Raw genomic sequence first — 12,809 nt, 5'->3', positions numbered from 1 at the left:
CCTCCTGCGGGACCAGGACGTCAGGCCGGCGTGAGTTCCGGCTCGCCCGCCTCGTCGGGGTAGCGGACGCCGACGCGGTCCCGGATCGCGTCGAGCGTCCGCATCACGGCGAGCGTGCCGTCGAGCGGGACCAGCGGGGACTCGGTCTCACCGGCGCGCACGGCCCGCATCACCTCGGCCGCCTCGTGCCGCAGGCTGTTGCGGGGACCGTCCGCAGGGTCGGCCGTGAACTCCTCGGCGTCGCGGCCGTCCCGGTGCAGGACGAAACGGTCCGGGAAGAAGAACCCGTGCGGGATGTCGATCCGGCCCTTGGAGCCGGTCACCGAGGCGGAGGTCGCCGTACCGCCCACGATGGAGCAGTGCACCGAACCGAGCGCGCCGCTGTCGAAGGAGAGCACCGCCGCCGTCTGGAGGTCGACGCCCTCCTCGGAGAGCACCGCCCGCGCCGCGATGTCCGACGGTTCGCCGAGCAGCAGCTGCGCGAACGACACCGGATACACGCCGAGATCGAGCAGCGCGCCGCCGCCCAGCTCCGGGTTCCGCAGCCGGTGTGAGGGCGGGAAGGGGCCGGCCAGCCCGAAGTCGGCCTGGACGCTGCGCACCTCGCCGATCGCCCCGTCGTCGACCAGGGTCTTGAGCCGCCGTACCAGCGGGTTGCAGTACATCCACATCGCCTCCATCAGGAAGCGCCCGTGCTCCCGCGCCAACGCGACGAGTTCCTCCGCCTCGCGCACGTTCAGCGTGAAGGGCTTCTCGCACAGCACGTGCCGCCCGGCCGCGAGACACAGTCCGGCGGCGGTCCGGTGCGCCGTGTGCGGGGTCGCGACGTAGACGACATCGACGTCCTCGTCCTGCGCGAGCGCGTTCCAGTCGCCGTAGGCCCGGGGGATCCCGAACCGCTCCGCGAACGTCTTCGCCGACGCCTCGGACCGCGACGCCACCGCCACGACCTCCGCGTCCGGCAGATCGATCAGATCCGCGGTGAACGCGCTCGCTATCCCGCCGGTCGCCAGGATCCCCCACCGCACCGTGTCCGCCGTCATTGCGCCCCGCCTCCACCTCGTGACCCCGAGCAGTCCGTACGAGCTGAGAGCATAGGTGGCGATCGACTCGCAGAGGGAGGGACTCATGCCCGAGGGTGGGGCGCCCATATCGAAGACCACGCAGGAGGCATCGAGCACCGCGCAGGAGGCCGCAGCCGGGACGGAGCGGCCCGACCGCACACCGCACCGCCGCACCGGGCTGCTGGTCACCTTCCTCCTCGGAAGCCTGACCGCCGTGCCTCCGCTGGCGATGGACATGTACCTCCCGTCCCTGCCGGAGGTCACCCGCTCCCTGCACGCGCCCGCCGCGACCGTCCAGCTCACCCTCACCGCCTGCCTGGCCGGCATGGCGCTCGGGCAGCTCGTGGTCGGGCCGATGAGCGACCGGTGGGGGCGCCGCCGCCCGCTGCTCGCCGGGCTCGCCGTCTTCGTCGTCGCCACCGTCCTGTGCGCGCTCGCCCCGACCGTCGAGCTGCTGGTCGCCTTGCGGCTGGCCCAGGGCCTCGCGGGCGCCGCCGCCATCGTCATCGCCCGGGCCGTCGTCCGCGACCTCTACGACGGCATGGCCATGGCCCGCTTCTTCTCCACCCTCATGCTGATCTCCGGCGTCGCCCCGATCGTGGCGCCGCTGATCGGCGGGCAGGTCCTGCGCGTCACGGACTGGCGGGGCGTGTTCGCCGTGCTCACGGTCGTCGGCGTGCTGATCGGGGCCCTGGTCTGGGCGCGGCTGCCCGAGACCCTGGCGCCGGCCGACCGGCACAGCGGCGGCGTCGGCGAGGCCCTGCGTTCGATGCGCACGCTGCTCGCCGACCGTTCCTTCACCGGCTACACGCTCACCGGCGGCTTCGCCTTCGCCGCCCTCTTCGCCTACGTCTCGGCGTCCCCGTTCGTCATCCAGGAGATCTACGGCGCCTCCCCGCAGACGTTCAGCCTGCTGTTCGGACTCAACTCCGTCGGGCTGGTCCTCGTCGGCCAGATCAACGGCAAGATCCTCGTCGGCCGGGTCAGCCTCGACCGGGTGCTGGGGATCGGCCTCGCGATCGTCGTCACCGCCGCGACCGCGCTGCTGCTGATGTCCCTGGGCGTCTTCGGCGAGGTCGGGCTGGTGCCCGTGGCCGCCGCGCTGTTCGTGCTGATGTCCGCGATGGGCATCACCCTGCCCAACACCCAGGCCCTCGCCCTGATGCGCACCAAGCACGCGGCCGGTTCCGCGTCGGCCCTGCTCGGCACGTCTTCCTTCCTCATCGGCGCGATCGCCTCCCCGCTCGTCGGCGTCGCCGGGGAGGACACCGCCCTCCCGATGGCCGTCGTCCAACTGGCCGCCGCACTGGTGGCAGTGGCCTGCTTCGTGGGAATGTGCCGACCCTGGAAGAAGGAGAGCAGCCGCGCGAACGTGGAGGGAGCAGTCAGCTGAGCGCACCCAGACTGCGCGACGGCACGCCGGAGCGGGCCGGACTCGACCCCGCGGAACTGCGTCACCTCGTCCGGGAGATCCACGTCCTCACCACCGGGCAGCGCCCCTGGGCACCCGGCGCTGTCCTGGTCGTCGGACGCGGCCCGGTGATCGCGGTCGAGGAGGCGGCGGGCTGGGCCCTGCGCTACGCGGCCTACGACCCGGACGCCGACGCCGGGGTGGAGCTGCCGCCCGAGGAGCGGGTCCCGATGACCGTCGGCACGCCCTTCGACCTGGCGTCCCTGACCAAACTCTTCACGTCCGTGGCCGCCGTGCAGCAGATCGAGCGCGGCACGCTCGGCATCGACGCGAGGGTCGGGGCGTACCTGCCCGACTTCACGGCGGCCGCCCGGCACGGCATCACCGTACGGCAGCTGCTCACCCACACCTCCGGGCTGCGGCCCGAACTCCCGCTGTACGACTGTGCCGACGACGGACAGCGGCTGGCGGCGCTCCGGGCGGAGGCGCCGACCGGGGTGCCGGGCACGTACCGCTACTCCGACCTCAACATGCTCCTCCTCCAGTACGTCCTGGAGCGCGTCACCGGCCGCACCCTCGACGTCCTCGTCCACGACGGCATCACCCGGCCACTGGGCATGACGGCGACGGACTTCGGGCCGTGCCCGGGCGCCGCGGCGACGGAGGACCAGCGGCGGCCCTGGGCCAAGGCGGACCGGGGGATGCTGCGGGGCGAGGTCCACGACGAGAACGCCTGGGCCCTCGGGGGAGTGGCGGGCCACGCCGGGCTGTTCTCCACCGGCCGGGACCTCGCGGTGTTCTGCCGCACCCTCCTGGCCGGCGGCTCCTACGGGCCCGCCCGCATCCTCGGCCCCGACTTCGTCGAGCTGCTCTTCACCCCGCCGGGCCTCGGCTTCTCCCTCGACCAGCCGTGGTTCATGGGCGACCTGGCGGGCCGCGGCGCGGCGGGCCACACGGGCTTCACGGGCACGTCCCTCGTCCTCGACCCGGCCACGGACACGTTCCTGATCCTCCTCACCAACGCGGTCCATCCGCGCCGCCGCCGCCCGGACAGCGCGCCGAGGGCGGCAGCGGCGTCGCGAGTGGCCCGGGCGGTGCGGTGACCTCTGCCGGAGCTCCGCTGAGGGGTGTGTCGGGGGAGCCCGGTCAGGAGTGACGTCGTCGCGTCACGGCCTCGGCGGACTCGGACTCCATGGGGGCCGCCCCATCCTCCCGCGGTGACCGGCGCCGGCGGCCCGGGGGAGCCCGGTCTTGCTCCCAGCCCGTGCCGTGCTCCGGGCGGTCATGGCCCGGCCGCCGAGCCGAGCCGGGCCCGGAGCCGGGGCCGGTGGAGGCGGGTGGCGGCGGCGCCATCGGCCGGTGGTCGGGGAGCCGGGGGCGGGGGTCGCCCCCGGCTGCGGGGGCCGCCCTGGGTGACGCCGCGCCCGCCCCTGGCTGCCGCCCCGGCCCCTGGCTGCCGCCCCCACCCCCGGCCGCGGGGGCCGCCCTGGGCGACGCCGCGCCCGCCGCCGTCCGTCGCGCCCGCCCTCGGCTGCCGCGCGCGCCCCCGCCCGCCTCGTCCGCCCCCGGCCGCTGGGGCCGCCTGGGTGACGCCGCGCCCGCCCCCGCCCGCCTCGTAGAATCACCGGGTGAACGCCCCCGCACCCCCGGCCGAAAACCTCCGCGCCGCCCTCGCCGGTCTGCTCGACGGGCTGCCGCCCCGGCAGGCCTCGCAGGCGGTCGAGCGGCTGATCGCCAGCTACCGGGGGGCCACCCCGACCGACGCTCCCATCCTCCGGGACAGGGCCGACGTGGCGGCCTACGCCGCCTACCGGATGCCCGCGACCTTCGAGGCCGTGCGCTCCGCGCTGGAGGCGTTCGCGGACGCCGCGCCCCGGTGGGTGCCGGGCGGGCACACCGACCTCGGCGGGGGCACGGGCGCCGCGGCCTGGGCCGTGAGCGCGGTCTGGGGCGGGGAGCGGCCCGTCACCGTGCTCGACTGGGCCGAGCCCGCGCTCGCCCTGGGGCGCGAGATCGCCGCGGCCAACCCGGAGCTGAGGGACGTACGCTGGCAGCGCTCCCGGATCGGAGCGGCGCTCACCCTCGAGAGCACGGATCTCGTCACCGTCTCCTACGTCCTCAACGAGCTGACCGCCGCCGACCGCACCGCCCTGGTCGACGCCGCCGCGGACGCCGCCCAGGCCGTCGTGATCGTCGAACCCGGCACCCCCGACGGCTACGCCCGTCTCATCGAGGCCCGCGACCGGCTGATCACCGCCGGCTTCCGGATCGCCGCCCCCTGCCCGCACAGCGCCGCCTGCCCCATCGAGCCCGGCACGGACTGGTGCCACTTCTCCGCCCGGGTCAGCCGCTCCTCCCTGCACCGCCAGGTCAAGGGCGGGTCCCTCGCCTACGAGGACGAGAAGTTCGCCTACGTCGCCGCCGCCCGCTTCCCCGTCGAACCGGCACCCTCCCGCGTCGTCCGGCGCCCCCAGATCCGCAAGGGCCAAGTGCTCCTGGACCTGTGCGAGAGCGAACCGTCCCTGCGCCGCGCCACCGTCACCAAACGCCACGGCGACCTCTACAAGGCCGCACGGGACGCCGACTGGGGAGACACCTGGCCGCCCTCCGGCCCCGCCGTGTGAGCTACCTCCGGCCCGCCCAGCGGACCAGCGTGTCCTCCGCCGACGTCCGGTCGGCGGGGGGCAGGTCCGCGAGGTCGGCGCCGTGGTTGCCGCCCGGCACCCACAGCACCCGTGAGTCCGGGCCCCCGGGGCGGAAGTGCTCGGCCACCGCCGGGTCCTGGGTGCCGTAGAGGAACAGCAGCCTGCTGCCGTGCCGCCGGACCCAGCGGTCGATGTCGGGCATGGCGGCCCGGTCGAAGCGCAGGGGGATGTCCCGGGGGACGAAACTGCGCGGCTCGGCTGCGCCCGGGTGGCGGAGCAGGTCCGCGAGGTGGGCTGTGGGGAAGCTGCTGTACCCCAGCTGGGTGCCGATCTGGTACCAGTACGGGACGTAGTTCCGGGCGGTCGTGTCGGCGTACAGCGCCAGGCCCGCCGTGTCGTCCAGCCAGGTGTACAGCTCGCCGGCCGTCGCCCCCGGACCGGGGATCGCGGCGACGTCGGCCGGTGTGCCGCGCTGCCAGAACATGAACGGCACGCGCAGGACGGCGATTTCGAGTGCCTTGTCGGCACTGCCGACGAGCCGGAAGGTGTCGCCGGTGGCGGCCGCCCAGGCCTCGTAGCGGGCGGCCAGGTCGGCCCGGCGCAGCAGGATCGCCCGTTGGGCCGCCTCGAGGGACTCGCGGGCGGCGGGAGTGCCGACCGTCTCCAGGAAACGGAGGTACGCCGAGTCGTCGCGGTCGTCGACGTTGTTCGGGGCCGAGTAGACCACCGTGCCGGCCACGTCATGGGGATGGAAACGGCGGTGGTAGACGCTCGTCATGCCGCCCTTGCTGCCGCCGGTGGAGATCCAGGCGCCGGGGTAGAGCCGGCGGAAGAGCCGGACGACGCGGTGGTGGTCGTCGGCGGCCTGGCGGATGGTGAGGTGGGCGTAGCCGGGGTCCGCGGGGCGTGAGGCGCCGAAGTAGCGGTGTTCGACCTGGAGTTGGTTGGCGCCGAGCAGGACCGCCGGTTCGGTCCGCCGTGGGGTGAGGACCGCGTGGTAGCCCGTGCTGAACAGCACGGTGGGACGCTCGGCGGCGGTGTGGAGCAGGGTGAGGCGCTGTTCGAAGGTGCCTGCGGCGGGGTTCGTGTGGTCGACCGGCTGGCGCAGGCCCAGGACGAAGTGCCGGTACCCCGGCTCGGCGTCCTGCCGCTCCTCGATCAGGCGCAGTCCGGGCAGGGCTCGTAAGGCGTCGGCCACGTCGACGTCCCCCGGCGCCGTGGCCGTCGCGGCCGCCGCCCGGGCGGGCGGGGCCGCCGTGGTGGCGAGGCCCGCCGCCGTGACGGCCGTGGCCGCCGAGGTGAGCAGCCGTCGTCTGGTCCATGCGGTCATGAGCCGAGTCCTCCCGGGTGTCCGTGGGGCGAAGGTCCGCCGGTCGCAAGCCGCGACCGCCTCAGTACATCCGCCGGACAGCCCGGGAGGATCCCGCGCGCGGGGGTCCGCTCTCCCTCGCACGGGGGAGGCTCACGACGCCTCGCCGGCCGTGCCCTCCTCCGGTGCTTCCTGCTGCCGTTTCTCCTGGAGCTTGCGCAGCAGTTCGCGCTTGTGGGCCCGCGGGTCGAGACCGCCGCCGATCCGGTCGCCCCGGCCGCCGCCGCGCAGTGCCCTGCGGCCGAGGTTCTTGCGCGATCCGCCGACACCCAGCATGTTTCCGGCTCCGCCTCGGGTCATCTCGGTTCCTTCCCTGTCTCCTTTTCGCGACGAGACGGTTCGTCTCGTTCACGGGCTCCACTTTCCGCGAGACGCTCCGTCTTGTCAACCTGATAAATTCGACCCATGGCCGTCCAAAAGTCCGCCCAGCCCGCCCCCGGCAAGCCCGCCCCCGACTCCACCCGGCGCAGCGAGAAGTCCCGCCGCGCCATCTACGACGCCGCCCTCGCGCTCGTCGTGGAGGTCGGCTACCCGAAGACCACCATCGAGGGCATCGCCGCCCGCGCCGGTGTCGGCAAGCAGACGATCTACCGATGGTGGTCGTCCAAGGCGGACGTCCTGATGGAGGCGTTCCTCGACCTGGCCGAGCAGTCCATGCGGGAGGCCGGACCGGAGCCCTACGTCTTCCCGGACACCGGCGACCTCGCCGCCGATGTCAAGGCGGTCCTGCGCGCCACCGTCGACCAGATGTGCGACCCCAGGTTCGACGTGCCGTCCCGCGCGCTGGCCGCCGAGGGCGTCGTCAACGAGCAGCTCGGGCGCGAACTCGTGGCCAAGCTGATGCAGCCCTCACTCGACCTCTACGTCGGCCGGCTGCGCGCCGCACAGGAGGCCGGCCAGATGCGGCCCGAGATCGACCCGCGCATCGCCCTGGAGTTCTTCATCTCCCCGCTCGCCCAGCGCTGGCTCCAGCACACGGGCCCGATCTCCCACGAGTACACCGACACCCTCGTCGACTACGCCCTTCACGGCCTGGCCCCGCGCTGAGCGGCCCGGGCCAGCCGCCCCGGCGCGTCCGTGATCACACCGGAGCAGCCCAGCGCCAGCACCCGGTCCCGCTGCGCGTCCGTGACCACGGTGTGCGCCCACACCCGCGCGATCCCCGAGTTCACCGCCCGCACCAGATCCGCGTCGCGCGCCCGGTGGTCCACGTCCAGCAGGTCCACGTACGACCGCCAGCGCTCCGGGCGGTCCGTGCGCAGTTGCTCCGCCGAGCGCCACAACTGCGCGAGCAGCCCGAGGCGGTGGACACGCCGGGCCACCTCGGGGTCGTTGGAGTTCACGAACACCGAGCGGGTCAGGCCGCGGGCCCGGATCAGCGCGGCCAGCCGGTCCAGGCTCCGCGGGTCCTTCGCCTCCAGCATCAGCACGATCCGCCCGCCGAAACGATCCAGCACCTCGGCGACCGTCGGCGGCCGCTCCGACCGCCAGCTCCCGGGGAGCCTGTCCTTCGGGCGCAGCCGTACGCCCTGCCACTCCCGGGCGTCCAGGCCGCGCACCTCGCCGCCCAGGTACGTGGTGCGGTTCAGGGTCTCGTCGTGGAACACCACCGGCGTGCCGTCGCGCAGCAGCCGCGTGTCGAAGTCCAGCACCTGCGCCGTCCCGCGCTCGTAGGCGGCCACCAGCCCCGCCATGCTGTTCTCGGGGACCTCGCGGGCTCCGCCGCGGTGCGCGACGTACGTGATCCGGGGCAGGGCCGCCACGGTCAGCGGACCCGCCCCCCACTCCAGCGGGGCCGGGGCACGGCCGCCGGGTCCCGTGAGGGTCAGCGAGACCACGGAAGCCACGGAGGCCAGACCCGTCAGCGCGATCCAAGTGACCATGGCGACCACGGTAGGGCGCCATGTCATGGCAAAGCGGGCAATGACACCCGATCATGGGGCAGAGCGGGGCTCGCCGCTTCTCTCCCGTCGGGTGCCCGGTGTACGTTGCGTCCCTCCTGTCCCGGATGTGGGCACTGGCCCCCCGGTGCGCGCGAAGATGGGACCATGAGGCATGCTGTTGCGCACGACGGCGAGGCGAGGGGATAGATGAGCGCGGAGTTCGGCGGCCGGACCGGCCTGCGGGGCAAACTCACCCAGTGGCTGCGCGCCGGGCGCCGGCCGAAGGAGACCGCCGGGGACGGCGGCCGTGAGGCCCTGCTGCTCGCCGCCGCCGGCGCGGGACTGCCCCTCGCGCCCGCCGCGCACCCGGCCGGGTACCGCTGCTCCTGCGACCGGGTCGGCTGTCCCACCCCCGCCCGGCATCCGGTGTCCTTCGCCTGGCAGACGCAGTCCACCACCGACGGCGCCCAGATCGAGCGCTGGGCCCGCCATCAGCCGCAGGCCAACTTCATCACCGCGACCGGCATGGTGCACGACGTCCTCGACGTGCCCCTCGATGCCGGTCGCGAGGCGTTGGAGCGGCTGCTCGCCGCCGGTGTCGAGGTCGGGCCGGTCGCCGAGAGCGACGACGGCCGCATCCTCTTCTTCACGCTCACCCGCGGTACGCCCGAGGACGAGGACGAGTGGTGGCCGTGCGAGCTGGACTGCCACCCCGAGACCGTGGACGAGCACCCCGGGCTGCGCTGGCACTGCCGGGGCTCCTACGTCCTCGTACCGCCGGCGCGGCTGCCCGGTGACGACCAGACGGTGCGGTGGGTGCGCGGGCCGGAGCACGCGCTGCCGGATCCGCTGAGCCTGCTGGAGGTGCTCACGGAGGTCTGCGGGCGCTACGTCGGTGAGGACGACGCGGACCACGCCGCCGGGGCCAGCTGGCCGCTGCGGCGCTGAGCGCTGAGGCCTGTCGGCGACTGTGCCGTGCGGGCGGGCGGGCCTGGCTACGAGCCTTCCGCCGAGGTCAGGCCCTGGATCCTGCCCAGGATCGTCACCTTGCCCTGGCCCTTGGGGTCCAGCGCCACCTCGTTGGAGACGAACTCCATCGTGAGGGACTGCTTGATCTCGCCCTTCGTCAGGGCGAGGACGTCCTTGTTGGGGGCGGGGACGGACGTGCCCGCGTAGGCGGTCTGCTTCTCGTAGTGGCGTGTGGTGAAGAAGACCAGTGCCCCGCCGTCCGCCGTGCGCAGCCCCAGCGGTGCGTAGTCGCCGTTCGTCAGCGGCTCGTCGATGTACTGGGTGACCATGCCCGGCTTCTTGGAGTTCTTCTGGCGCAGGGCACGCCACTGGCTGGTGTGGGCGCCGTCCGCGAAGGTCTCTCCGCCGCTCTTCAGGTACGTCGCGTACGTCCGGCTCAGGGCGCCGGGGTCCGTGGCCAGGTCGGTGGAGTTGACGGGGACCGACTCGGCCCAGCCGTCGGCGTCCCTCTTGAACTGCGGGACCTTGCCCGGCGCGACGAGCGTCAGGTACGCGACCTGGAACGGGTCGTCCAGGCTGCTGCGGGTGAACACCAGCAGCCAGCGGGCGGTGCCGCCCTTGTTGCCGGCCGCGTCGACGACGAACCAGCGGGGCCAGCCGGCCTTCTTGGGGATGGTGAACTTCGCGTCCGTCAGCTTCAGCGGGGAGTGGCTCGGGTTGCCGTCCGGGTTGTTCGCCTTCCCGGCCTTCAGGCGGGCCGCGTCGATGTCGGCGAGGGCGCCGGTGGTGTGGTCGGCGTCCAGGGTGCCGTCGAAGGCCTTGTCGGCCTCGTTGTACGCGGTCGTGAACTCCTGGAGGGCCTTGGCGGCTTCGGCGCGGGTCGTGGACGGGAGGATCTCCCGTTCGCCGTGCACGACGACGCATCCGCTGGCCGTCAGCGACAAAGCGGTCGCCGAGGTTGCTATGAGGGCGCTCCGGGCGGGCCTGCGGAGCGTTCGAGGGTCGCGATCCCTGCTCATCGGGTACCTTCACCTTCCCCTTTCCGGAGGCGAACCCTACCGGGTGCCTCCGGCGGTTGGGCCGGGGGTGTGGGGTGTGGGGTGGAGGTGGGTGCGCGCCTTCGCCTGATCGCCGGGGGTGGGTCGGGGCCGTGTCGGGGGGTGTCCGTCCTCGGAACGGCGCGATGGGGTCTCACGCCGACTGACTGTCCGTTGACGCGCCAACCAGCTGCGGGCGGACACCCCCCGACACGTCCCCTTGCGTACGACGGCGGGTGCGGGCCGCCCCAGCTGCGGGCATGAGTGCCGCTAAGGGCGGCACGGGTGGGCGCAGCGGCGCCCCGCTGCGCCGGGTTGCGGGCCCACCCGGCCTCAGTGTCAGTGGCGGTGTGTTGTCACGCCCTGTCGTGCACCGGCGCCTTCACAGCGGTCCGGGCCGGGGCCAGGAAGAGGGCCAGGGTCGGGATCAAGTACAGGAGCCAGACCGCTACTTGGAGGGTGGTGGGGTCGGGCTGGAAGTTGAAGACGCCCTTGAGGAGCGTGCCGTACCAGCTGTCCGGAGGGATCGTGCCGGAGATGTCGAAGGCCTTGTCGGTGAGGCCGGGCAGGAAGTCGGCCTCCTGGAGGTCGTGGAAGCCGTAGGCCAGGACGCCGGCCGCGACGACCACCAGCATGCCGCCGGTCCACGTGAAGAACTTCGCCAGGTTGATGCGCAGCGCGCCCCGGTAGAACAGCCAGCCCAGGAGGATCGCCGTCAGGAGACCGAGGGCGACGCCGAGCAGGGGGCGGGGCGTGCCGTCGCTCGCCGCGTGGATCGACGCCCAGACGAACAGGGCTGTTTCCAGGCCCTCCCGGCCCACCGCGAGGAAGGCCGTGGCGACCAGCGCCCCCGTGCCCATCGCGAGGGCCGCGTCCAGCCTGCCGTGCAGCTCCGACTTGAGGTGGCGGGCCGTACGGCGCATCCAGAACACCATCCACGTCACCAGGCCCACCGCGAGGATCGACAGCGAGCCGCCGAGTGCCTCCTGCGCCTGGAACGTCAGCTCCTGGGAGCCGAATTCGAGGGCGCAGCCGAAGCCGAGTGCGAGGGCGATCGCGACGGCTATGCCGGTCCAGATCGGCTTCAGGGCGTCCCTGCGGTCCGTCTTGACCAGGTAGGCGATGAGGATGCAGACGACGAGGCTCGCCTCCAGGCCCTCACGCAGGCCGATCAGGTAGTTGGAGAACACGGGCTCAGGCCTCCTTGGAGAACAGCGTCCGGCCCCACCAGTCGTCCTGGTCGCGGACGCCCGGCGGGATGGCGAAGAGCGCCGAACCCACGTGCTGGATGTACTCGTTGAGCGCGTCCGCGGCCAGGCTGCGCTGGATCGGGATGAAGCCCTCGCGCACGTCGCGCTGGTAGGCCAGGAAGAACAGGCCCGCGTCCAGGCGGCCGAGGCCGTCCGTGCCGTCGGTGAAGGAGTAGCCGCGGCGCAGGATCGTCGCCCCGTGGTTGGTGTCGGGGTGCGCGAGCCGGACGTGAGCGTCGGGCTTCATCGCCTTCAGGAACGGCTCGTCGCGCTCCTTGGCCTTGCCGACCGGGGCGCCCTCGCCCTTGTCGCGGCCGAAGATGTCCTCCTGCTCCTGCAGCGAGGTGCGGTCCCAGGTCTCGATGTGCATGCGGATGCGGCGGGCGACCAGGTAGGAGCCGCCCTCCATCCAGGGCGGGCCGTCCTTGCCGTCCACCCAGACGAACTTCTTCAGGCGGTCCGTCTCCGTGCCCGCTATGTTGCGCGTACCGTCCTTGAAGCCCATGAGGTTGCGCGGGGTCTGGGCCTCGGGCGTCGTCGAGGAGGTCTTGCCGAAGCCGAGCTGCGACCAGCGGATGACGACCTTGCCGAAGCCGATGCGGGCCAGGTTGCGCACGGCGTGGACCGCGACCTGGGGGTCGTCGGCGCAGGCCTGGATACACAGGTCGCCGCCGCTGCGGTTCTTGTCGAGGTTGTCGCCCGCGAACTTCGGCAGGTCCACCAGGGCCTCGGGGCGGCGGTCCGTGAGGTCGAACTTCTCGAACAGGGACGGGCCGAAGCCGATCGTGAGGGTCAGGCGGGAGGGCTTCAGGCCCAGCGCCTCGCCGGTGTCGTCAGGGGGCGCCTCGGCCAGGCCGCCGTAGGCGCCCTCGCCGACGGCGTGCCCGGCCGTCATGCGCCGGGCGGCCGCCGTCCAGTCCTTCAGCAACCGGACGAAGGCGTCCCGGTCGTCGGTCGTCACGTCGAACGCGGCGAAGTGCAGGCGGTCCTGCACCGGGGTGGCGATGCCCGCCTGGCGCGGGCCGTGGAAGGCGATCGCCGAGCCGGCCGGTTCGCTGTCGTCCTCGGTGCGGGCCATCGCCACCGCGCCGCCTGCCGCTGCCGCGCCGATCGCCAGGCCCGCGCCGCCCCAGCCGAGCAGGGAACGGCGGCTGGGGGAGGGGGAGCCGGTGTCCGTCATC

Annotated in this window: 12 protein-coding genes; 5 read left to right on the top strand and 7 right to left on the bottom strand. The window is 73.5% G+C overall.

Annotated features, from left to right (window positions below; all coding sequences use genetic code 11):
- Positions 1–20: 20 nt before the first annotated feature.
- Entirely contained in the window at positions 21–1,043 is a 1,023-nt protein-coding gene (locus tag CEB94_RS12150) for a Gfo/Idh/MocA family protein (protein ID WP_175432231.1), read from the bottom strand.
- An 85-nt stretch (positions 1,044–1,128) separates the two neighbouring features.
- On the opposite strand from CEB94_RS12150, the gene CEB94_RS12145 reads away from it, so the two are divergent.
- The 3 genes from CEB94_RS12145 (at position 1,129) to CEB94_RS12135 (ending at position 5,099) form a co-directional block, all read left to right on the top strand.
- The gene (locus tag CEB94_RS12145) at positions 1,129–2,457 is read left to right on the top strand and encodes a multidrug effflux MFS transporter (RefSeq protein ID WP_175432230.1); all 1,329 of its coding nucleotides are present in this window, start codon (positions 1,129–1,131) and stop codon (positions 2,455–2,457) included.
- Positions 2,400–3,578 carry a serine hydrolase domain-containing protein gene (locus CEB94_RS12140; RefSeq protein ID WP_175432229.1) on the top strand — a complete coding sequence of 393 codons (1,179 nt, stop codon included), beginning with the start codon at positions 2,400–2,402 and terminating at the stop codon, positions 3,576–3,578. The genes CEB94_RS12145 and CEB94_RS12140 overlap by 58 nt, the downstream gene beginning before the upstream one ends.
- A 525-nt stretch (positions 3,579–4,103) precedes the next feature.
- Complete coding sequence (locus tag CEB94_RS12135; RefSeq protein WP_175432228.1) at positions 4,104–5,099, top strand: small ribosomal subunit Rsm22 family protein; 996 nt, start codon at positions 4,104–4,106, stop codon at positions 5,097–5,099.
- A 1-nt stretch (position 5,100) separates the two neighbouring features.
- On the opposite strand, the gene CEB94_RS12130 is transcribed toward CEB94_RS12135, so the two are convergent.
- Positions 5,101–6,450 (bottom strand): S28 family serine protease, encoded by a 1,350-nt coding sequence (locus CEB94_RS12130; RefSeq protein ID WP_175432227.1) that lies wholly within the window; start codon positions 6,448–6,450, stop codon positions 5,101–5,103.
- A 132-nt stretch (positions 6,451–6,582) separates the two neighbouring features.
- Positions 6,583–6,789, bottom strand: coding sequence for a DUF6243 family protein (locus CEB94_RS12125; protein ID WP_175432226.1), 207 nt, complete (start codon positions 6,787–6,789; stop codon positions 6,583–6,585).
- Positions 6,790–6,894: 105 nt separating this feature from the next.
- On the opposite strand from CEB94_RS12125, the gene CEB94_RS12120 reads away from it, so the two are divergent.
- On the top strand, positions 6,895–7,536 hold the full coding sequence (locus CEB94_RS12120; protein WP_175432225.1) for a TetR/AcrR family transcriptional regulator: 642 nt from the start codon (positions 6,895–6,897) through the stop codon (positions 7,534–7,536).
- Here CEB94_RS12120 and CEB94_RS12115 read toward each other — a convergent pair.
- Positions 7,515–8,372 (bottom strand): glycerophosphodiester phosphodiesterase, encoded by an 858-nt coding sequence (locus CEB94_RS12115; RefSeq protein WP_175432224.1) that lies wholly within the window; start codon positions 8,370–8,372, stop codon positions 7,515–7,517. The genes CEB94_RS12120 and CEB94_RS12115 overlap by 22 nt on opposite strands.
- A gap of 207 nt (positions 8,373–8,579) precedes the next feature.
- Between CEB94_RS12115 and CEB94_RS12110 the strand changes: the two genes are divergently transcribed.
- Entirely contained in the window at positions 8,580–9,320 is a 741-nt protein-coding gene (locus CEB94_RS12110) for a bifunctional DNA primase/polymerase (protein WP_175432223.1), read from the top strand.
- 47 nt (positions 9,321–9,367) lie between these two features.
- Here the strand turns inward: CEB94_RS12110 and CEB94_RS12105 are convergent, their stop codons facing one another.
- The 3 genes from CEB94_RS12105 to efeB all read right to left on the bottom strand — a co-directional run bounded on the left by CEB94_RS12105 (position 9,368) and on the right by efeB (position 12,808).
- Positions 9,368–10,360, bottom strand: a complete 993-nt coding sequence (locus tag CEB94_RS12105; RefSeq protein WP_175432222.1) for an SCO2278 family lipoprotein — start codon at positions 10,358–10,360, stop codon at positions 9,368–9,370.
- 374 nt (positions 10,361–10,734) lie between these two features.
- Positions 10,735–11,568, bottom strand: coding sequence for an iron uptake transporter permease EfeU (efeU, locus tag CEB94_RS12100; protein ID WP_175432221.1), 834 nt, complete (start codon positions 11,566–11,568; stop codon positions 10,735–10,737).
- 4 nt (positions 11,569–11,572) lie between these two features.
- Positions 11,573–12,808: an iron uptake transporter deferrochelatase/peroxidase subunit gene (efeB, locus tag CEB94_RS12095; RefSeq protein ID WP_175432220.1), complete on the bottom strand. Its 1,236-nt coding sequence runs from the start codon at positions 12,806–12,808 to the stop codon at positions 11,573–11,575.
- Position 12,809: the final 1 nt, after the last annotated feature.

This window comes from Streptomyces hawaiiensis, from assembly GCF_004803895.1.
In the GTDB taxonomy this organism is placed as follows: Bacteria; Actinomycetota; Actinomycetes; order Streptomycetales; family Streptomycetaceae; genus Streptomyces; species Streptomyces hawaiiensis.
Note: the sequence above shows the minus strand (reverse complement) of the source record. Positions and strands in the feature narration are given on the sequence as shown.

Coding starts and splice junctions, on each gene's coding strand:
- CEB94_RS12150 (WP_175432231.1), bottom strand. CDS start 1,043: ATGACGGCGGACACGGTGCGGTGGGGGATCCTGGCGACCGGCGGGATA.
- CEB94_RS12145 (WP_175432230.1), top strand. CDS start 1,129: ATGCCCGAGGGTGGGGCGCCCATATCGAAGACCACGCAGGAGGCATCG.
- CEB94_RS12130 (WP_175432227.1), bottom strand. CDS start 6,450: ATGACCGCATGGACCAGACGACGGCTGCTCACCTCGGCGGCCACGGCC.
- CEB94_RS12125 (WP_175432226.1), bottom strand. CDS start 6,789: ATGACCCGAGGCGGAGCCGGAAACATGCTGGGTGTCGGCGGATCGCGC.
- CEB94_RS12120 (WP_175432225.1), top strand. CDS start 6,895: ATGGCCGTCCAAAAGTCCGCCCAGCCCGCCCCCGGCAAGCCCGCCCCC.
- CEB94_RS12115 (WP_175432224.1), bottom strand. CDS start 8,372: ATGGTCACTTGGATCGCGCTGACGGGTCTGGCCTCCGTGGCTTCCGTG.
- CEB94_RS12110 (WP_175432223.1), top strand. CDS start 8,580: ATGAGCGCGGAGTTCGGCGGCCGGACCGGCCTGCGGGGCAAACTCACC.
- CEB94_RS12105 (WP_175432222.1), bottom strand. CDS start 10,360: ATGAGCAGGGATCGCGACCCTCGAACGCTCCGCAGGCCCGCCCGGAGC.
- efeB (WP_175432220.1), bottom strand. CDS start 12,808: ATGACGGACACCGGCTCCCCCTCCCCCAGCCGCCGTTCCCTGCTCGGC.